Origin of the sequence: Gulosibacter chungangensis (assembly GCF_008831155.1) — a bacterium.
Classification (GTDB): Bacteria; Actinomycetota; Actinomycetes; order Actinomycetales; family Microbacteriaceae; genus Gulosibacter; species Gulosibacter chungangensis.
Window position 1 is genome coordinate 163,376 of record NZ_WBKB01000001.1, and the last position, 20,171, is coordinate 183,546.

20 protein-coding genes and 1 tRNA gene are annotated in these 20,171 nt (G+C 60.4%); 9 read left to right on the forward strand and 12 right to left on the reverse strand.

Annotated features, from left to right (window positions below):
- Positions 1–7: 7 nt before the first annotated feature.
- On the reverse strand, positions 8–691 hold the full coding sequence (locus tag F8O05_RS00705) for a TetR/AcrR family transcriptional regulator (RefSeq protein WP_158050844.1): 684 nt from the start codon (positions 689–691) through the stop codon (positions 8–10).
- A 104-nt stretch (positions 692–795) separates the two neighbouring features.
- Here F8O05_RS00705 and acs point away from each other — a divergent pair, with 104 nt between their 5' ends.
- From acs to F8O05_RS00730, 5 genes are all read left to right on the forward strand, one after another.
- Entirely contained in the window at positions 796–2,763 is a 1,968-nt protein-coding gene (gene acs, locus F8O05_RS00710) for an acetate--CoA ligase (RefSeq protein ID WP_158050845.1), read from the forward strand.
- Positions 2,764–3,059: 296 nt separating this feature from the next.
- A complete protein-coding gene (locus F8O05_RS00715) occupies positions 3,060–3,839 on the forward strand; it encodes an amino acid ABC transporter ATP-binding protein (protein WP_158050846.1) in 780 nt (259 codons plus the stop codon).
- Positions 3,836–4,474 carry an amino acid ABC transporter permease gene (locus F8O05_RS00720; RefSeq protein ID WP_158050847.1) on the forward strand — a complete coding sequence of 213 codons (639 nt, stop codon included), beginning with the start codon at positions 3,836–3,838 and terminating at the stop codon, positions 4,472–4,474. The genes F8O05_RS00715 and F8O05_RS00720 overlap by 4 nt, the downstream gene beginning before the upstream one ends.
- 1 nt (position 4,475) lies before the next feature.
- Positions 4,476–5,207, forward strand: coding sequence for an amino acid ABC transporter permease (locus F8O05_RS00725; RefSeq protein WP_158050848.1), 732 nt, complete (start codon positions 4,476–4,478; stop codon positions 5,205–5,207).
- Between the two features lie 51 nt (positions 5,208–5,258).
- A complete protein-coding gene (locus tag F8O05_RS00730) occupies positions 5,259–6,104 on the forward strand; it encodes a substrate-binding periplasmic protein (protein WP_158050849.1) in 846 nt (281 codons plus the stop codon).
- 54 nt (positions 6,105–6,158) lie between these two features.
- Here the strand turns inward: F8O05_RS00730 and F8O05_RS00735 are convergent, their stop codons facing one another.
- Positions 6,159–6,620, reverse strand: a complete 462-nt coding sequence (locus F8O05_RS00735; RefSeq protein ID WP_158050850.1) for a RidA family protein — start codon at positions 6,618–6,620, stop codon at positions 6,159–6,161.
- Positions 6,620–6,802, reverse strand: coding sequence for a DUF4177 domain-containing protein (locus F8O05_RS00740; protein ID WP_158050851.1), 183 nt, complete (start codon positions 6,800–6,802; stop codon positions 6,620–6,622). The genes F8O05_RS00735 and F8O05_RS00740 overlap by 1 nt, the downstream gene beginning before the upstream one ends.
- Positions 6,803–6,911: 109 nt before the next feature.
- Here F8O05_RS00740 and F8O05_RS00745 point away from each other — a divergent pair, with 109 nt between their 5' ends.
- On the forward strand, positions 6,912–9,422 hold the full coding sequence (locus tag F8O05_RS00745) for a transglycosylase domain-containing protein (RefSeq protein WP_158050852.1): 2,511 nt from the start codon (positions 6,912–6,914) through the stop codon (positions 9,420–9,422).
- 7 nt (positions 9,423–9,429) lie between these two features.
- Here the strand turns inward: F8O05_RS00745 and F8O05_RS14875 are convergent, their stop codons facing one another.
- Positions 9,430–9,585 carry a hypothetical protein gene (locus tag F8O05_RS14875; protein ID WP_225735715.1) on the reverse strand — a complete coding sequence of 52 codons (156 nt, stop codon included), beginning with the start codon at positions 9,583–9,585 and terminating at the stop codon, positions 9,430–9,432.
- Between F8O05_RS14875 and F8O05_RS00750 the strand changes: the two genes are divergently transcribed.
- Both F8O05_RS00750 and F8O05_RS00755 read left to right on the forward strand, forming a co-directional pair.
- Entirely contained in the window at positions 9,577–10,356 is a 780-nt protein-coding gene (locus tag F8O05_RS00750) for a metallophosphoesterase (RefSeq protein WP_263970263.1), read from the forward strand. The genes F8O05_RS14875 and F8O05_RS00750 overlap by 9 nt on opposite strands.
- An 84-nt stretch (positions 10,357–10,440) precedes the next feature.
- A tRNA-Pro gene (locus F8O05_RS00755) sits at positions 10,441–10,517 on the forward strand.
- Between the two features lie 127 nt (positions 10,518–10,644).
- Here F8O05_RS00755 and F8O05_RS00760 read toward each other — a convergent pair.
- The 7 genes from F8O05_RS00760 to F8O05_RS00790 all read right to left on the reverse strand — a co-directional run bounded on the left by F8O05_RS00760 (position 10,645) and on the right by F8O05_RS00790 (position 17,515).
- Positions 10,645–11,817, reverse strand: a complete 1,173-nt coding sequence (locus tag F8O05_RS00760) for an IS481 family transposase (protein WP_158050854.1) — start codon at positions 11,815–11,817, stop codon at positions 10,645–10,647.
- Between the two features lie 207 nt (positions 11,818–12,024).
- Positions 12,025–12,543, reverse strand: coding sequence for a GNAT family N-acetyltransferase (locus tag F8O05_RS00765; RefSeq protein ID WP_158050855.1), 519 nt, complete (start codon positions 12,541–12,543; stop codon positions 12,025–12,027).
- A gap of 102 nt (positions 12,544–12,645) precedes the next feature.
- Entirely contained in the window at positions 12,646–14,256 is a 1,611-nt protein-coding gene (locus tag F8O05_RS00770; protein ID WP_225735655.1) for an FAD-binding oxidoreductase, read from the reverse strand.
- 104 nt (positions 14,257–14,360) lie between these two features.
- Positions 14,361–15,344: a helix-turn-helix transcriptional regulator gene (locus F8O05_RS00775; RefSeq protein ID WP_158050856.1), complete on the reverse strand. Its 984-nt coding sequence runs from the start codon at positions 15,342–15,344 to the stop codon at positions 14,361–14,363.
- Positions 15,345–15,452: 108 nt separating this feature from the next.
- Positions 15,453–15,947, reverse strand: a complete 495-nt coding sequence (locus F8O05_RS00780) for a flavin reductase (protein ID WP_158050857.1) — start codon at positions 15,945–15,947, stop codon at positions 15,453–15,455.
- Positions 15,944–16,264 carry an EthD family reductase gene (locus F8O05_RS00785; protein ID WP_158050858.1) on the reverse strand — a complete coding sequence of 107 codons (321 nt, stop codon included), beginning with the start codon at positions 16,262–16,264 and terminating at the stop codon, positions 15,944–15,946. The genes F8O05_RS00780 and F8O05_RS00785 overlap by 4 nt, the downstream gene beginning before the upstream one ends.
- An 18-nt stretch (positions 16,265–16,282) precedes the next feature.
- Entirely contained in the window at positions 16,283–17,515 is a 1,233-nt protein-coding gene (locus F8O05_RS00790) for a styrene monooxygenase/indole monooxygenase family protein (RefSeq protein WP_158050859.1), read from the reverse strand.
- Between the two features lie 400 nt (positions 17,516–17,915).
- On the opposite strand from F8O05_RS00790, the gene F8O05_RS00795 reads away from it, so the two are divergent.
- Positions 17,916–19,376: a DEAD/DEAH box helicase gene (locus tag F8O05_RS00795; protein ID WP_158050860.1), complete on the forward strand. Its 1,461-nt coding sequence runs from the start codon at positions 17,916–17,918 to the stop codon at positions 19,374–19,376.
- Positions 19,377–19,547: 171 nt separating this feature from the next.
- Here F8O05_RS00795 and F8O05_RS00800 read toward each other — a convergent pair whose 3' ends face one another.
- Positions 19,548–20,141, reverse strand: a complete 594-nt coding sequence (locus F8O05_RS00800; RefSeq protein WP_158050861.1) for an SRPBCC family protein — start codon at positions 20,139–20,141, stop codon at positions 19,548–19,550.
- Between the last annotated feature and the right edge of the window lie 30 nt (positions 20,142–20,171).

Sequence of the window (20,171 nt, forward strand, 5' to 3'; positions counted from 1 at the left end):
ACGCCCGTCACTCGTTTGCGATCTTCGGATGCGAGTGGCGGGCGTGAAGTCCATCCAGCATCGCCTGCAGTCCGAGGTCGAAGGTGATCTCCCCCGTATTCAATTCCGAGTTCGCCACGACCTCGTCGTGCGCCCGCACGATCGCGGTGAGGATCGGTGCCGCCTGCGCGTGTACGCCGGTGGCGTAAATATCCGAGGGGGCCGCCGCGTCAAATGCCGCCCCGAAGATAAACGATTCCAAGGCTGAAATGGTGTGCAGCACATCCCGCACCCGCCAGCCCTCGGCGCGCAACCCATAGGCAACCCGCTCATACATGCGCGCCGAGACTTCCGCGTCCCGCAGCGGCACGGTCGCGGTAATCTCCACAAACCAGGGATGCTCGCGCAGCAGCCGATAGTAGCTCCAGGCCCAGCGCTCGGTCGCGGCCCGCCAGGGCTCGGTCCCAAAGCCAGAGGCGTCCAGCTGCTGGGCAATGGACTCTTGCACCCACGAGAGAATGGTCGCGCGCGAGTCCGCATGGTTGTAGATGGCGCTCGGTGCGACCCCGAGGCGTTCCGCGAGCGCACTCACGGTGAGTGCTTTCAAACTGCCAGTGCGCAACAATTTGATCGCCGCATCGGTAATTTTTTGTCGCGTCAGTACCGCCTCGCGCGGGCGACCCGCGCTGCGCTTGGTCCCATTCGGGTTCATCTGGCTTCGTTGCCCCCTTCCGTGTCGACGTTAACCTGCATCCGTCGCTTAGGGCATACACTGGCCACGCGAAGAAGCATTTCCAACGATAAGTGAGGACAAGGATGTCAGCACCAGAAGGCGACAAGATCGAAAAACTGATCAACCCGATCGAGACCTACCCGCCCAGCCCAGAATTCATTGCCGGCACCAAGATTCCCGCGGACATTCGGGAGCATGCAGAGGCCGACCGGCTCGAGTTTTGGGCAGAGCAGGCAAGAACGCTCGAGTGGGAAACGCCCTTCACGCAGGTGCTGGACTGGTCGAATCCACCATTCGCAAAGTGGTTTGCGGACGGCAAACTCAACGTCGCGGTGAACTGCGTCGACCGCCACGTGCACGCTGGTCGAGGCGACAAGGTTGCGATCCACTGGATCGGCGAACCGGGCGATACTCGCACCATCACCTACAACGATCTGTACCGCGAAGTGCAGCGGGCCGCGAATATGCTCGAGGATCTCGGCATCAAGTCCGGCGACGTGGTCACGCTCTATCTGCCGATGCTCCCCGAAACGATCGTCGCGATGCTCGCCTGCGCCCGCATCGGTGCCACTCACTCGGTGATCTTCGGTGGATTCTCATCCAGCGCCATCCGCTCACGCGTGGACAACTCCGGTGCCAAGCTCGTGATCACCGCCGACGGTTCGCTCCGCAAGGGACGCAAGTTCCCGCTCAAGGAAACCGTGGATGAGGCGCTCGCCGAACCCGGTCACTCGGTCGAGAACGTGATCGTGATCAAGCGCGCGGACAAGGAAATTGACTGGCAGGAAGGCCGCGATCTCTGGTGGCACGACGCGATCGCCACCACCGCCGAGAAGCACGAACCGCAGGCCTTCGACGCCGAGCATCCGCTGTTTATCCTGCACACCTCTGGCACCACCGGTACCCCCAAGGGCCTGTGGCACTCCACCGGTGGCTATCTCACGCAGGTGGCGTTCACATTCCGCACGAGCTTCGACCTGCGCGATGACGATGTGTTCTGGTGCTCTGCCGACGTCGGCTGGGTAACCGGCCACAGCTATATCGCATACGGCCCGCTTGCCAACGGTGCGACCCAGATCATGTACGAGGGCGCCCACGATTACCCGAGCCTCGACCGCTGGTTCGAAATCATCGAGGAATACAAGGTCACTACCTTCTACACCGCGCCCACTGCGATCCGCGGCTTTATGAAGAGCGGTCGCGAGATTCCGCTGCGCCACGACCTCTCGAGCATCCGCCTGCTCGGCTCGGTCGGTGAGCCAATCAACCCGGAAGCCTGGGAGTGGTTCCGGGAGGTGATCGGCTCCGATCGCGCCCCGATCGTCGACACCTGGTGGCAGACCGAAACCGGTTCGCACATCATCACGCCCATTGCCACCTTGGATGCGCTGAAGCCCGGTTCGGGCCAAAAGCCGGTCCCCGGGGTGGTCGTTGAAGTAATCGATGAGCAGGGCAATCGCGTGAACCCCGGTGAGATGGGACTGCTCACCATCACCGAGCCGTGGCCCTCAATGGCCCGCGGCATTTGGGGAGATGAGCAGCGGTTCATTGAGACCTATTGGTCGCAGTTCCCCGGTCGGTACTTCGCCGGTGACGGCGCGGGTGTGGACCTCGACGGAGACCTGTGGCTACTGGGCCGCGTCGACGATGTGATGAACGTCTCCGGCCACCGCCTGTCCACCACCGAAATCGAATCCACCCTTGTGGACCACGATCTCGTGGCCGAGTCAGCCGTGATCGGTGCGGAGGATGAAACCACCGGCCAGGCGGTCGTCGGCTTTGTGGTGATCAAGGATTCGCAGCGTGAGGCAGCCTCGCAACTGGATGTGGAGGCCGAGTTGCGGGCCTTCGTCGCCAAGCGAATTGGCGCGATCGCCCGCCCGCGACAGCTCTATGTCGTCGCGGAACTACCTAAGACCAGATCCGGCAAGATCATGCGCCGCCTTTTGAAGAATGTTGCCGATGGGAAACCCGCCGGCGATACCTCCACCCTCACCGATGCATCCGTGATGGCCGTGATCGAAGAGCAGGTACTCGCCCGCCAGGCCTAGAATTCGACGTAACGAGTCGGCACAGAGGTGGTGTCGCAGTGCAGAACTGCGACACCACCTCTAACATTTCTGTATCACTGACCGGCCGACAGCGCGCAAGATAGTGGGATAGCGCCGTATTTCATCTGTAGAATTCTCAAGAGCATTGAGATGAGACCTAACAAGTTGCATCAATTATATCCTGATGAACCGATTGATCAGGAATGAGATAAAATGATTCTCATACAGATTGGCAGGGTCGCTAATCTGTCTATGCTGATATTCCCGATACAACGATGTGTCTTGGAGGTAGATAGATGCCCAATAATGGCGCCGCTGCGGGTGCTGGCCGACCGAAAGTCGCGCTCGACAATATTCGCAAATCATACGGCGATCACGTCGTGCTCGATGACGTAACCCTGCACGTGCAGCAGGGTGAGGTGATTTCAATCATTGGCCCCTCGGGAGCCGGTAAGAGCACATTCCTACGATGCACCAACCTGCTTGAGATGCCCGACGCCGGGCGCATCCGGGTGGGCGACCACGAAATCGATACCAGCCAGCGAATTGGTGACAAGCAACTCGAACGGCTCCGCCGCACCACCGGCATGGTGTTCCAATCTTTCAACCTCTTTCCGCACAAAACAGCACTCGAAAATGTCTCGCTGGGGCAGCGTCGCGTCTTAGGTCGTTCGAAAGAGGAAGCGGATGAGCGCTCCCGTCAGCTGATCGACCGCGTTGGCCTCTCGGACAAATACGACGCCTACCCGGGACGGCTCTCGGGTGGCCAACAGCAGCGCATTGCCATCGCGCGTGCCCTCGCAATGGATCCCGAAGTGATGCTCTTCGACGAGCCCACCTCCGCGCTCGACCCCGAAGTTGGCCTCGAAGTGCTCGCCGTAATGCAGGAGCTCGCCGAATCGGGTATGACCATGATGGTGGTTACGCACGAGATCGAGTTCGCCCGCAATGTCGGTGACCGACTCATTGTGATGGCCGACGGCGGCATCCTCGAGGAAGGCGACCCGACCGAGGTCATCACCAATCCGAAGAAGGAGCGCACCCAAAAGTTCCTGCGGGCGGTGGTACACCGATGAACGCGTTCTTCGCGGCACTGCCCGCAGCCCTCGGCACAACGCTGCTGGTGACGGTCGTATCGCTGGCGATCGGCTGCCTCGCGGCATTTCCGCTGATGCTGGCTCGCGTATCTGAGAACGCCATCCTGTCGAACTTCGCAAAACTCATCATCGAGATCATTCGCGGCGTACCGCCGGTGGTCTGGGTGTTTGTGATTTATTTCGGTATTCAGATCGGTGCTTTCCGATTCGCGCCCCTACCCACCGCGATCATCGCGTTCTCGCTGATCACGGCGGCGTATATCGCGGAGGTTTACCGCGGTGGGTTCCTTTCGGTGAAGTCCGGCCAGTTTGAAGCGGCCGCCGCAATCGGTTTGAACAAAACTCGCACCTTCATTGACGTGATCTCCCCGCAAATGATTCGCGTGGCGATTCCGGGCGTCGTGACCTACGCCGTGGGCCTGCTCAAAGACACCTCAATCATGTCGATCATCGGCGTGGTGGACATCGTCTTTGTCGCCAGCCGAGCCATGCGCTCGACTGGGGATGCGATCACCCCGTTCCTCATCGCGGCACTGCTCTACATGGTGATTTCGATCCCACTGGGGCTCCTCGGCCGTCGCCTGTACACGAGCATGAAGAAGAAGGTGGCCTGAGATGTTTCTGCAACAGTGGATCGAATGGCTGCCACAGATGCTCGTGGGGCTCGGCACGAGCCTGATCGTTACGATCATTGCGATCGCCATCGGGTTCCCCATCGGGGCGTTGCTTGGCATCGGTACCGAAGCCAAGGCGAAGTGGCTGCGAATTGTGTGCATCGCCATCGTGGAATTCGGACGCGGGGTACCGGCCCTGGTGTTCCTGTACCTCGTGTACTACGGCCTGGCGAACTTTGGGCTCACGCTCACGAGTTTCTTGGGTGCCGTTGTCGGTATCGCGCTCACCTCGGCGGCCTACTCCAGTGAGCTCTTCCGTGCCGGTTTCGAAGCCGTCCCGCGAGGCGAACGTGAGGCCTCCAAGGCTCTCGGTATGAACTACTTCTACACCATGTGGGATGTGGTCATTCCGCAGGGTATGCGCATCGCGCTGCCATCGCTCATCGGGCTGTCCATCATGATGTTCCAGGCCACGGCGCTCGCCTACCAGATCGCGCTTCCAGAAGTGCTTTCCCAGGCCTACAGCATTGGCACCCGGACCTTCCAGTACTTCTCGGCGCTGTCCCTGGCCGGTGTCCTCTACCTCGTGATCACGATTCCGCTGAGCTACCTGTCACAGCACCTCAGCGGTGGCAAGAAGGTTGGTGGCGGTCGTACGCGTCGAAAGTCGAAGCGGAAGTCCTCGGTGGTACCGACCACCACGGCCGTCCCCGTCTCCCAAATCCCCCACTAAATCAACAACTTTCCACAAACCGAACGTTATCCATTCAATAAGGAATATGACATGACGAAACGAATCAAGCTCGGCGCAACTCTGGCCGCTCTCGGCCTCGGTGCGGCGTTCGCCCTTACCGGTTGCGCCAGCGGCGGTGGCGGCAGCGAAGTCGCTGAAGACTGCGTCCCCGCCCACGCCGACCTCCCAACCATGACCGCCGGGGTCCTCACCGTTGGCATCTCCGACATGCCGCCGCTTGTCACCCCCTCGGGCGACGCTGGCTTTGAGGGCCTCGACGCCGACATCATTACCGGTTTTGCCGAGGCCGAGTGCCTCTCGATCGAACCGGTCAACGTGGGCGCCACCGCCGCGGTGACCTCGGTCGAGCAGGGCCGCGTGGACACCTCCCTCGGCGGCTGGTACCGCACCGAGGCTCGCAACGAGGTTGTCACGATGAGTGGCCCGATGTACCTCGACGGCCTGATCGTCGCCGCCAACGACCCCTTCTCGACCTTTACTGAACTTGAAGGCATGAAAGTTGGTGTCGTTCAGGGCTACAACTTCGAAGAGGACCTGCGCGATGTTTTCGGTAGCAACCTCTCGACCTACCCCGAGCCCACGCTGCTCGCTGAGGACCTCTCCTCCGGTCGTATCGACGCGGCCTTCGACGTCTCCAGCGCCGCGCTGATGTACGGTGACGCCGTGATTTCGGTGCTTGAACCGGACCCGCGCGTCGCGGTCTCGGAGCTCCCGGCACAGACGGGTCTGCCTTTCCAGAAGGGTAAGGATGCGCTTGTCGAAGCCTTCAACGAGCACCTGACGTCGCTGCACGAGTCGGGCGAGATGGCCACCCTCCTCGAGAAGTGGGACCTCGACCCCTCACTCGCTGAGGTTGGTGAGCCCCGCTTTAGCTAAGCGACCATAAAAAGATCCTCGGACCGACAATCTGTCGGCCCGAGGATCTTTTTGCTACTCGTAAGCCACCGTAACTTCGAGTTCCACGGGTGAGTTCATCGGAAGTACCGCGACACCCACCGCCGAACGGACGTGTTTGCCTGCGTCACCAAAGACATCACCGAGGAGTTCTGAGACACCATTGGCAACCTTGGGCTGGTCGGTGAAGGATGCATCCGAAGCCACAAAGACCGTGACCTTCAGTACCTGGGTGACGCGATCAAGATCGCCGATGGCCTGCTTGATGGCCGCGAGGGCGTTCAGCCCGGCGACTGCGGCAAGTTCTCGCGCTTCATCGGTGGAGACTTCGGCACCGACTTTGCCGGTGCTTGGCAGCTGACCCTCAACGAACGGCAGCTGACCCGAGGTGTAGACGAGCCCCTGGTGCACGATCGCGGCCACGTACACGCCAGCGGGAGCGGCCACCGGTGGCAGGCTCACGCTCAGCTGACCCAGCTTTTCTTCGACACGACCCATTAGTTTTGCTCCTCAGTTTCAAGTGGACGCTTCATGTAGGCGGCTGAGCCGCCCTGCTCGTTTACGACAATTTGCACGAGTTCCCACCCCTGCTTGCCCCAATTGTTCAGGATTGCGCCCGGAGTGTGTACAGGCAACGGTGTAATGAAGTATTCCCACTTTTGTGCAGCGCGATTTTCCACTGAGCGGCCTTTCGTCGACGTGGTCAGGCGTCTCAGCGTGAGGCGCTAGCAGCGAACCGAAGCTGAGAGTCCGTAACCGTACAGGTGATTTCGTTTTACCCTAGTTGCTATGTCTATGAACTCCTCGACTGCGCCAAAACGCAATGTCCTAGCCACGGTGCTGGGCATGCTGGGCATGAGCGGTATCGCTGGTGTCCTCGTTGCGGCGCTGATCACTCCGGTAATCGCGGTGGCCGGCGTTGCCGCGAACTCCACGATTACCCTGTTTGAATCCCTTCCTTCTTACCTGCAAATCCAGCCGCTGCAGCAGAAGACTGAGCTCTACGCGAACCGCGACGGCGAACGCGAAAAGATTGCCGAGTTCTACTCGCAGAACCGCGTCGAAGTGCCGCTTGATCAGATCTCGCCTTACGTACCGGCAGCGGCAATCTCCACGGAGGACCCGCGCTTCTACGAACACGGCGGTGTGGATGTCATTTCGGCCGCTCGTGCCCTCGTGGTCGGTTTGGTCGGCGACGACGGTGGTGGTGCATCCACCATCACGATGCAGTACGTGCGTAACCAGCGCGTACAGGCGGCAGAGGCCATCCTCGACCCGGTTGAACAGCAGCAAGCCTACGAAGAGGCGACCGAGGTGTCCATGGGCCGCAAACTCCAGGAGATGCGCCTCGCGATCGGCGTCGAACAGCAGTATCAGGACAAGGACAAAATCCTCGAGGGGTATCTCAACATCGCGCTCTTCGGCGGCACCGTCTACGGCATTGAGTCGGCAGCGCAGTATTACTTCGGCAAGCCCGCCGCTGATCTGACGCTTGCCGAGTCGGCGACCCTCGTCGGCATGGTGCAGAACCCCAACGCCTTCCGCATTGACTACGAGGAGAACCTCGAAGACAGCACGATGCGCCGAAACTACGTGCTCATGCGCATGGAGGACGAGGGCGCGATCACGACCGAAGAGTATGAAGAGGCGATCGCTACCGAGATCGTCCCGAACATTACGCCGACGCAGCACGGCTGTATGAACGCGGAAGAGAACTCGCAGTTCTTCTGTGACTTCGTACAGAAGACCATCCTGAACGACCCGGCCTTCGGCGCCACTTACGAAGAGCGTCTGTTCAACTTCCAGACCAAGGGCTACCAGATCGACACCACGCTCGATCTGGACCTGCAGGCTGACGTCACCGAGGTCATCGACGCGAACGTTCCGCAGTCACTTGACTACATGGACATCGGTGCGGCCGCCTCGGTCGTCCAGCCGGGCACGGGACACGTACTCGCGATGCAGCAGAACAAGGAGTTCGACGAGACAGATGCTGCCGCGGATGACCCGACCCTGACCTCGGTGAACTACAACACCGACTACAACTACGGTGGTTCGAGCGGTTTCCAGGTGGGGTCGACCTACAAGATCTTTACCCTCGCGAACTGGTTGCAATCGGGGCACTCGCTCTACGAGACGGTGAATGCTGCTTCCACGTCCTTTAACCTCGCCAACTTCCAAGACTCGTGTAATGGCCCATACGGCGGCACTTATACGCTGCAGAATTATGCGGGAGCGAAGTACGGTTCGATGAACGCCATCGACGCCACGCGAAACTCGATCAACACGGCCTATATTGCAATGGGTGAGAAGCTCGACCAGTGCGTCACCCGTGACATCGCAATGTCGCTTGGCGCCCACCGCGCCGACGGCCAGGAGAACGAATCCAACGTCGCGGCAATTCTCGGTACCAACACCATCTCGCCGCTGGCCATGGCCACCTCGGTAGCCGCGATCGCAAACGGTGGCGTCTCCTGCTCACCAATCGCGATCACCAAGATCACGCTGCGCGACGGCACCGAAATTGCACCGCCGGAGAGCACCTGTGAGCAGGCCATTAGCCCAGAAGTTGCGGCTGGTGTTTCCCATGCCATGGAATCCGTGATGAATAGCGGTACCGGTACCGCGTCGAACCCGGGCCTGGGACCGATCATCGGTAAGACCGGTACCGCCGACAACGACGTGCAGACGTGGATGATCGCAGCGACCACCGGTGTCGCCTCGGCAGTCTGGGTCGGTAACGTCCAGGGGAAGACCTCGGTCGCAAACGCTGGCCACTACAGCACCCGTCACGTGATCACGCGAGCGATCATGAACCACGCGATCCCCGAGTACGGTGCGGAGGACTTCCCCGAGCCACCCGCGGAGTCGCTGAAGGTTGAGAACGTCATGGTGCCGGATGTTCGCGGCATGACGGTCTCCGAGGCCACCTCGACCCTCGAGGCAGCTGGCTTTAGCGTCACGGTTGGCAGCGAAACCAACTCAGATGAAGCCGCAGGCACGATTGCGGTGACCAACCCATCCCCGAACACCCGCGCCCCGGAGGGTTCGACCGTGACCATCCGCCCGTCAAATGGCAAGGGCTCCGACGGCAGCTCACAGGTCGAAGGCGTACCGATGCCAAGCATCACGGGCATGACCAAGGATGAGGCGGTCTCGGCCCTCTCCGAGGCTGGACTCGGTGATATTGGTGTGACGTTCAAGTGGAACGGCCCCGAATCGGGCACGGTGTCGAGCACCACCCCAAGTGCGGGCTCGAATGTGTCGCCAAACTCAGAAGTGGTGATTCAGGCTGAGTAAGCAACCGCTACTTCGCAATATTCTCGTCGGGGCCGCTGGCATCTTTGCTGGCGGCCTCGCCGTTATTGGCTGGGCTGCCGGCATTGAGCGGCGCCGTTTCGTGCTGCAGCGCGAGGAACTTGCCATCCTGCCGCCGGGCAGCGACCCCATCACCGTGCTGCACTTGGCCGACCCCCACCTCGCTCCAGGCCAGCGCAAGAAGGAACGGTTCGTACATTCGCTGCTGGACCTTGAGCCGGATCTGATTATCGCCACCGGCGACAATCTGGGCCATCAGGATGCAATCCCCCACCTCGCGCGGATGCTCGAACCGTTCCGCGGCATCCCCACGCTGTCAGTGTTCGGTTCCAACGACTACTACGGACCGGTGCTGAAGAACCCCTTCACCTACCTGCTCCCGAAGCGCCCCCACACCAAGCGCGAGCGCGACCTCGATGAGGTGGCCTTGCGGGCGCTGCTGATGGATGACCTCGGCTGGGTCGATCTGACCAACCGAGCCGAAATTATTCAGGCCGGCGGGCTGCGCATCCGAGCACTCGGTGTGGATGATCCGCACATCAAGGTGGACCGGCTCCCGCAGGCGCTGGCTGCGCTCGATGAGGTGTCGCAGGACGCCGAGTGGGATCTCACCCTTGGGCTCGTCCACTCGCCGTATCAGCGCATCCTCGACCCCTATGTGGCTGAGGTGGGGGTGGATGCGATCTTCGCCGGGCACACTCACGGCGGGCAGGTATGTCTGCCGGGCGGTCGGGCGATCGTGGCGAATTGCGATCTTCCGGTCGAGCAGGCCGGGGGCCTGTCGGCGTGGGATGCAGGCGGAAGGTCAGCGCCGCTGCAAGTTTCACGCGGACTCGGCACCTCGATCTATGCCCCGGTGCGGCTGTTCTGCCCGCCCGAGGCCACGCTGCTGCGGCTGTTACCGAAAGAGCGCTAACACTCGACTACCGCGCGAAAACACGCCGGTATGCATCCCCTAAGATTTTGCGTTATAGTCTTCTAGTTGTCATTTTGACGACATCGGGATGTGGCGCAGTTTGGTAGCGCACGTCGTTCGGGACGACGGGGTCGCAGGTTCAAATCCTGTCATCCCGACCATTGTGAAGTCTCGGGACATCGTTCACTCGATGTCCCGAGATTTCTTTGTTTTTGGCGCGGGTATGTGTCGCGTCATCGTTCCGGTTTTCCGGTTGCTGTGTCGCGTCATCGTTCCGCGATGCCGGTGCTATTTGCGGTGTTTGGGTTGGTAGTCCTTCGCGGGGTCGATCGTGAATTCCGCGATAATTTCGCCGCCGCGTCGGCTGATGACCATCACGTTGGGGCCGTTTACCAGCGCGATCACGCGCGTACGGTTATGGGCCCGGCCAATGCCAAGGTGTCGGAGTTTGCCGGCGTAGCGAAGTGTCATCACACCGGCGCCATCGATGGTGTCGTACCGCACTCGCCATTGCTGGTCCGTGGTATCGAGTCGGGGGAAGTCCTTGATGCCGCGATGGTAGACCTCGTGGGGTGTGGCACGGTTCAGCGCCCGATGGGGACGCTCGGTGTTGTAGACGGCTCGAAAGTCGTCTAACAGCAGCTGCAGGTCGGCGAGGGTGTGTGGGGCAGCCCGGGCGGCCAGCCAGCGTTTCAGGGTTTGGTGGAATCGTTCGATCTTGCCCTGGGTCGTGGGGTGGCCGGGACGCCCGTTTTTCTGCTCGATGGACAGGTCTGCGAGTAATTGTTCGAAGGCGTTGGGTTGGAAGTTTTGGCCGTTCGCGCCGCGCGCGAGGCGGGTGGTGTAGACCATGCCGTTATCGGTCAGGGTCGCTGCGGGCAGGTCATACGTATCGGCGGCGGCAAGGAAGCTGTCGATCACGATCGGGCCGGTGACACGCTCGTGGGGGCTGGCGTGTAGCAGGAATCGGGCGTGGTCATCGAGCCAGGAGATGATCTCGATGTCGGTGCCGTCTGCGAGCTGCCAGTGGGTGAAGTCGGATTGCCACAGCCCGTTCGGGGCGTCGGCTTCGAACCGGTGCCAGCTTGATCGGGGACGTTTCTGGGGTTGTGGGGTGATGGCCTCGCCCGCGCGTAGGATTCGCCAGATCGTTGCTGGTGAGGGCCGGTGCTCGGGTGGGAGGCGGTCATGGATTGATTCCGCTCCGGCGTCGAGACCTTGGGCGACGAGGTGTTTACGTAGCTCCAGGATGCGGTCGCGGACTGGTTGCGGGGTGGCGTTGGGATTGTGGTGGGGTGCGCGTGAGCGGGGCTCGAGTCCTTCGAGGCCGTGGGTGTTGTAGCGCGAGAGCAGGGTACGGATCCAGCGGGTGGTGACGCTGAATTGGGTGGCGGCGTCGGTGATGCTCAGGCCGCCTTCGATGATGGCCAGGACGATGGCCCGGTTTTTGGAGTAGGTCACGGGTGTTGAGGATGCCGTGTTTGGTGGAACGATGTCGTGCGACAGTGAACGGAATGGTGTCGTGACACATGGTGTGAACGATGTCATGCGACATGTAGGGAACGATGTCGTGCGACAGGGGTGAACGATGTCGTGAAACCAGACACTGTCATCCCGACCAAAAAATCGCGGGAACTTTCGGGTTCCCGCGATTTTTCATTTGCCGCATTACAGCTGCCGAGTAAACGCGACGCGGTGCTCGCCGGGGCTGTCGTAGTTCGCCCAGCCGAGCACCCGCGTCCCGTCGATGTCGTATTCCCGGTTCCCCAGGCTTTCGAACCCCATCGCGCGATGGAAAGCCTGCGACCTCAGGTTCCCGACGCTCGTGACGCAATTGACCTCAGTGCATCCTTTGGCTCGTATCTCGGCGAAGAAGCGCTCGTAGAGCTGGCGAGCGAGACCCGCCTTTCGGTGGTCGGGATGGATGCCCACAAAGTGGATATAGGCCACCTCCGGGCGATCTTGCGACTGGAAACCGACGAGGAAGCCCGCGAGTGCGCCAGAGTCGTCTTCGACCAGGGTGGATGTACCTGAAAAGTGCTGGACAAAGAGCCGCGGCAAGAGGGAAGCGAGTTCGGTCGCGTTCGGAGTACCCCACCATGCCGGGATCGCGGAGACCATCGCGAGGTGATCGGCTTCGGTAGGACGGCGGAAGGTGAACGATGTTGACTCGCCATTGAGATGCATATCACCAGTGTATTTGGCCCTGTCGCGTGCGAATACCGACGCGGGCCCACAAATCCTCGGTGAGGTTTGTGAGCCCACACCGACGAGCTCTGCAGCAACTAATTATTTATTGCGCAATCGCTCCGGCCAGATTCCCGACTTTCCAGGGTTCAGAATTCCATTGGGGTCCAGCGCATCTTTAATGCGCTCGTGGGATCGACGTTGAATGTGGTTATTAAAGCTATAGGTTTCAGCAACTTGATCCGCAAGTACATTGTGCGCTCGATAGATTCCATACCCTTCTTCAGCACCAGCGCGAATAAGCTCACGCGTCATATCGAGCGTTTCTTTACGACTTGCTGGGTCTGCGGTGTCATACAGCGGCAAACAAATGTGGTGCATCTCACGCAGGCCAATAATGAATTGCGCAAGATAGTCGATGCCGTGGTCGTCGCTGATTCGCTTCGTATCTTCATATTGCTTCGCGGCGTCCTCACCACTGGGCGCTGACACCGGGGCGTAGAAGAAGTGGCCAGCGTTCGGGAACCAGTCGAATACCGCGGCGGAGTGACGGTTCGGGACACCGGTGTTCAGTTCATGACGGGCGTTCAGCAGCTCGCTCGCACGATCACCCTCGCGAAGTGGGAGCGTCTCATTCGTCTCGAACCGCGCGCCGGGGATCTGCAAATAGGCGTCACGGATCATTTCGATGTACTTGTCGATCTGCCAGCGAGGACCGTAGCAGGTGCCATACACGATCCAGTGCCCGATACCGAGTTCATCCACCATGCGCTGCTTCGCTTCATCAGTCAGCGGGCCGGGCTCGGTCTGCCACTCTTCACGCTTCGACACGCATGCGGCATCGAAGGTAACGTTTCGCACGATCGGTGCCGCCTGAAGCGGTGCCATGCCGATCCGCAGCGGCAGCGTGGTCTCCATGATCGCCGGGAGATCGTCTTCGTTCTCGAAGTAGATCGCGAAGCTCAGCATCTCGGGAGGTGTCGGCATGAGCTGCATCCCCATGCGGGTGCAGATACCGAAGTTCGACTGCTCGAACAGCCCTTCAATCGATGGCCCCAACTGGCCCGGGTAGAGATGCCAAGCTTCCGAGCCGGGTAGCCCGCCCATACCGGTCCGCAGCACTTCCCCGTCAGCCAGGACTACCTCCATCCCGCACCGCCACATCGAGTGGTCGGCATAGGGGGTGTAGCCCACACCATGCTCCATGGTGTTGCCCATGACGCTGCCCCAGTCGAGTTCGGCGGGGTCAATCATGAGTTTGGCACCCGAGTCTCGAACCGCTTCATACAGGGTCTTGTAGTCCACCCCCGGCTCGACAACGGCATAGGCGAGCTTCTCGTTGATTTCGAGCACACGGTTCATACGCTTACCCAAGTGGAGCAGGACCGTCCCCGTGAGCATGGGTGATGAGCCACCGTATCCGAGGTTCCGGCCGCCGGAGAACGCGTGCAGCGGGATGCCATATTTATTGGCAATACGAACAATCACCTGAACGTCTTCCGTGCTGCCCGGCCAGATAACCGCACTGCCCTTGAATTCATCACCGTCGGTGACGGGGAATTTATCATCATATTCGCTGACGGTGGCTTCATCTACGCGCACGTATTCGCTGCCGATAGTTTCACTAAACTCGCTTATCGCATTTGCGAACTGCTCGGCACTAACCCCATCCGGGAGCGTGCGAAAATTCATTTGATCGATAGTTTGTGACATATCTATACAACTCCTTTGTTGCTTAATTTCAATTGACCACTATTGGCGCCGATAACGCTACGCAAGAATGCGCCCTCGCGAGTGCTATTTCGTAAACCGGCTAGTCAGTGGTTAAGCGTGTCCGAAGGACGTTCGCCAAACTCGCGTGCATATTGCGCCGCGAAGCGCCCCAAATGGCTAAACCCATACCGTCGTGCAATATCCGCTATCTGCACGCTGCCAGATTCCGCGTGTTGCAGCACCTCACGCACCTTTGAAAGCCTCAGCGTGAGTTGATATTGCATTGGACTCTGCCCTATCGAGTCCCGAAATGCGTTCTGCAGCGTCCGCCCGCTGACCCCGGACACCGCGGCGAGTGTTTCTAGCGAGATCGGGGCACCTTCTGAAACATGAATCACGGTCTTTGCACGTTCGAAGACGCTCAGCTCGTCGGCAGCGAGCACGGGGGCGATTTGGGCAGGATGCGTGGAGCGCAAGAACCATTCTATGATGGTCTTCCCCAAATAATCAGCGAGTGCATCGTTGAGCCCACCGGGCTGCGCTGTCCCGTTGAATACTCGTTGCACCAACTTGAACCACACCAGGCCAGCACCATGGCTCACATCGATGGTTGTCCCGAGTTCAACGGGCGACGTAAGCGGCCCACCAAACACTTGCTGCGCAATTTCTTCAACTGTCCGCCGCCGCATCTTGATCGCCAAGATGATGGTGGGCCGCTCGAATCCGCTGAATTCGGTTGGCACATCCGGTCCATACACAGCGGCACGAAACACATTCGCCTCGACTCTGGTATCCCCAACGAGTGTGCGAAACGCTCCCGTCAGTGCAACGTTCACGTGGTACCAGTTCTCATAGGGTTCGGTATCAACGCGCACGCCGTGTGCGTAGTGGAATGTACCGATCGAAACTGGACCGACTGTGGCCGAGGTCGCCGCAAAGACGAAGTCCGCTTCCCGAGTCATGGGATGCACAATGTGCGGATGAAACAGTCGGTTTCCGATCAGTTCTGCGTCATCCACCGACCCGGTGCGGTGGATTTCTCGCATCTGCAAGATCTCCCCGTCCGGTTCAAGTGCTCGAGAATTCATCGGCTGAACTCCTCTTCGGATGATCGTCTACTGAACGAATAATTGAGGTAAGCACGGCGACCTGTTAGAGCCCTCGCCAACGGTTCGGTTCGGGCTCTTGAACGGTTGCTATGCACCCACCAGGTGGAAATTGCGGCGATCGTACACAAGTCCCGCTGCGTCATCCCGCATACGAATGCCTTCGACTTCCAAGAAGAGCACCGTGTGTGTGCCCTGTTCGACGCTATTCGCGACTCGACCCGCGAGCGCGACCCGCGCATCCCGCAATACCGGAACTCCGCTTAGGTCTTCCCAAAGGTCCCACTCAAAGCGTTCTGCCATCGGGACATTCGTCTGACCCGAGAAGTGTCGAGCGAGCTCTTCCTGCTCACCCGCAAGAATGTTGAGCCCCATCCTCCCGTTCTTCACGAAGATGTCGCGCGTTGCGCTCTTGCGGTTTACGCACACGAGCACCGTGGGCGGTTCGTCCGTGACCGAGCAGGCTGCGGTGACAGTCAGCCCGAGTCGGCCGTGGTCGCCCGCCGTCGTGATGATGTTGACGGCGGATGTGCGGCTCGACATTGCCTGTCGAAATTCGCGTTGGAATGGTGTGAGTTCGTTCATGATTTCGTTCCTTCCGTCACGGCGTAATCGAGAACGATTGCGCCACCGGTGGCGTAATTGGGTACGTCTTGCGCAACGGCTTGCCCTTCAGGCGAGCCCATTGCGTTCGCAAAGTCTTCTGCCGATGCAAACTCCGCTTCAAACACGGCGAAGTACGGGGCGGGTGTGCCATCCGCTTGCGGTGAGACATTAGTGGTGTACTGCCAGCGGATTAGTCCAGGCAATTTCGCGGCCAGCGGGAGGTGCGTTGCTTCGTAATACGCGGTGAACGCATCTCGGTCGGTGGGCTCGGGATAGAGCACGACAAGTTTGTGCATGGTTATCGCTCTTTCTTGTTATGCGTTGACCGTGGACTTGGTCGCTTCGATGGCGGCACGAACTCGCTCGGTCGATCCGAGCAGATCCATCTGGCCGATCGGGTTATTGAAGTTTTCAGTGAAGCGGTCGGCGAGTTCGCGGTTGTGCACCATCGCGGAGAACAGCTCTGGGATCTGCTCGGCGGGCGGGCCGATGATGGTGTTGATCCAATTGGTGGCCGCTTCCAGGCGTTCAGCGCGTCGGCGCGCGACCTTCTCCATAAACCGGCGGTCGAAGACTTTGTCCTCGGCGATCGCATCCGCAATCACCTTCGCGGAGTACGCCGCAGAATTCGCTCCCTGGGCCTGCACCGGGTCCACCGTCATGTGGATGTCGCCCAGCGCGAGCAGGAATTTTCCGTTGGGTAGCTCAACAAAGTCCTGTCGCATTGCAGGTGGGAAGGCCCCCTGCAGGATGTCCTTCTCACCTTGGAGTCGGAACTCGTCTTCGTTGATACGCGCGTACATCGGCGGGTAGTACTCCCGCAGAATTTCCAGGGTCTTTTCGCGGTACGCAGCCGGGTCATCGGCGTACTTCTGATCGGTCAGCACTTCCTGCGGTCCACCGGGAACGCTTTCAAACAGCAGTGCCATCACCTTCCCAGAGAACGACCACATCGGAATGGCGAGCAGTTCACCGACCCCCGGCACAACGTTCACACCGACACCATTAGGCTCAAGTCGTTCGACACCGTGCCAGAAACCGACAGCAAGCTTGCGTGCCGGGGCAGAGAACGGCGACAGTTCTGGTCGCTTCGGGAAGATCGCACTAATGTCACCCTTACCTGCCGAGACTACGACGAGGTCGTATTCGTCGGTGAGCGCATCCACATCTTCGCGGAACAGCGTGCCGTACACGAAACGGCCGCCCCGTTCTTCGAAGTCTTGCATGAGCTTTGGCAGCATGATTCGGTAGTCGACCACTGCGGAAGGCTTCGTGAAGTCGCCAAAATACTCGCGGTCTTCACCCCAACCGTTGTAGTGGTAGTGACGAATGTACTCATAGTCTTCGCCGACCCAGTGGTTGATACCGAGTTCTTCTTCAATCGCTCGGGTGACGTGCATGTGCGCCACACTGTTCATGACGGGGCCATTTGCGACTTCCTCGCCGGTGCGGTTCGTGTAGATCGTGACGTCAAGGTCTTGCTTCCGCAGGTGCAGGCCGAGGTGGAGCCCTGCGATGCCGGAGCCGACAATTGCGATAGTGGTCATAAGTGACTTCCTTCGTTGAACACGAATTGCGAGCTGTTAGCTTCTTCGTCGGTAACTGATGCTCGTGAGCGGCTTTGCTCTCTCGTGGTGAAAACTAAGTTACGAGCGAACGCAACGGCCAAATGTCGCTTTCGCAAAACGGATATTGACTTTCGCAAAACGGATACTGCACAGGTCTTGATCTGTCTCGGAGCCATCCCTACTGATAGACTTGCAATTCTGTGCGGCCAATCCGAGCCGCCTGTCATTCGTAACGTCCCCCGCCCGCGATCTCATTGCATCGCGCAGGCGCGCTCTCATCAACAGTGTTTGTGCCTAATTCGCACCGCGGTTGCCGCAGGGATCAGCCATTCCAGGCTGCATGTTCGTTGCGTGCAATCCGAAAGGCACCCACACGTCTATGACGTCCACTTCTTTTGCCGAGCTCGGCGTTCCCGCCGACCTCGTTGCAGTCCTTGCGGCTGCGGATAAGACCAGCGCGTTCCCGATCCAGCAGGCCACGCTTCCTAGCACGCTCGCCGGGAGGGATGTGCTCGGTCGCGGTAAGACCGGCTCGGGGAAGACCCTCGCCTTTTCAATTCCGCTCGTTACCCGCGTCGCCGAGCTGAAGCGCGCATCCGGTGAAGGCCGCCGCCCCAAGGGGCTCGTACTGCTGCCCACCCGTGAGCTCGCCACGCAGGTCGCGAATGTGATCACCCCGCTCGCTGCCGCCCGTCGGCTCAGTGTCGCCACCGTCTTTGGTGGGGTGAAGCAGGGTCCGCAGGAGCGTGCTTTCCGTCAGGGCGTTGACATTCTCGTCGCTTGCCCGGGTCGTCTCGACGACCTGATGAAGCAGGGTATTGCTGACCTGCGCGATGTTGAGGTCACCGTCCTCGACGAAGCCGACCACATGGCTGACCTCGGCTTCCTGCCCGTCGTGACGCGCATCCTGAACGCCACCCCGACTGGGCGCCAGCGACTGCTGTTCTCAGCCACGCTCGACAACGGTATCGACAAGCTCGTCAAGCGCTACCTGCGCAACCCCATCGTGCACTCGGTGGACGAGGCGAACTCCCCCGTCGCGGCAATGACCCACCACGTATACGAGGTGGCTTCCACGGCAGAAAAGACGAAGCTTGTGCGTACGCTCGCGAGCGGCACCGGTCGCCGCATCCTCTTTATGCGCACCAAGCACCAGGCGAAGAAGCTCGCGCGCCAGCTCACCGCCGCGGGCATCCCGGCGGTTGACCTGCACGGAAACCTCTCGCAGAACGCGCGTGACCGCAACCTCGCGGCCTTCTCGAGCGGCGAGGTGCGTGTGCTGGTGGCCACCGACGTGGCCGCCCGCGGTGTGCACGTGGACGGCATCGAGCTCGTCGTGCACGTTGACCCGCCTGCCGAGCACAAGGCGTACCTGCACCGTTCGGGCCGTACCGCCCGAGCAGGTGCCGAGGGCGACGTTGTGACCATCATGCTCCCCGAGCAGCGCCAGGACACCAAGCAGCTGCTGCGTCGTGCGCAGATCTCGGTTGCCCCGCGCCCGGCAAACTTCCAATCAGATTTCGTGCTCGAGCTCGTGGGTGAGCAGGCCCCGCATGTGGCACCGGTTCCCGGTGGTCCCGGCGTCGGTAATGAGCCGAAACAGCAGCCTGCTGGCACTTCCAACGGTGCGAACGCCCGCCGCAAGCGTGCCGCGCGCGCACAGCGCGGACAGGGCGCTGGTGGCGGTGGCGGCCAGGGCGGTCGCGCTCAGGGTGCACGTTCGCAGGGTGCACGTTCGCAAGGTGCTGATGTCCGCAGCCAAGAAGGCCGCACCAGCCAGGGCGCCCGCGGTGGCCGCAGCCAGTCGTCGCGCCAGCCACGCCAGAACGCTTCGCGCTAGATTCTTCGGGCCCAGCGTCTCGTACCCATTGCCGTAATCGCTAGGCACTGCCCATACTTCAGCAATGCTTGCGGTTTTCGGCAATGGGTACGAAGCGAACCATTGCCACTCGCTGTTGCCATTGCCGATGCATTAGCCACATGTAGGGCTAACGGCAATGGGCGAGTACTGCTAGCTCTCGTCGTCTTCGGGTGCGCCCTCGTCTTCGAAGGGGTCTTCAGCCTCCCAGGCGTCGTCCGGGTCGTAGTCGTCTTCAACGAGCTCGGCGAGCGCCTGCACCGACTCCTTAAAGGTGTCGAGGGGGAAGTGCGGGAACGTGTTGTTCGCGAGCCACTCCTCATCGACAATGTCTTCCCAGTCGTAGATCAGCGTGACGTAGGTGGACTCATCGTCTTCGGCTTCGAGTTCCCAAGTCCACTGCTGGCCAAGCGGAACATCCCGCGGCTCGCTCTGCGGCTTCCAACCGATCACGACGTCTTCCTCGTAGCGTGTCACGATGTTTTTCATCGTGTACGCGCCACCCTCTGAGTCGGCGTACATATTGAGCGTGAACTCATCCCCCACCGCTGCAATCAAATCAGTTGAATCCGACTGCGGGGCACGGTTCATTTCTTTTGGGTCGAGTTCCGCATGCCGTGAAGGGTCACGCAGAATCGCAAAGATCTCCGAAGCTGGCGCATGCACGAGGCGACCAACCGATAACGTGAGGCCCTCGAGCAACACGCTCTCCGCATCCACTCGTTCGAAAAATTGGTCCTCGGTCATCGCTATTCCCCTCTCGGTGACGCGCCAAAT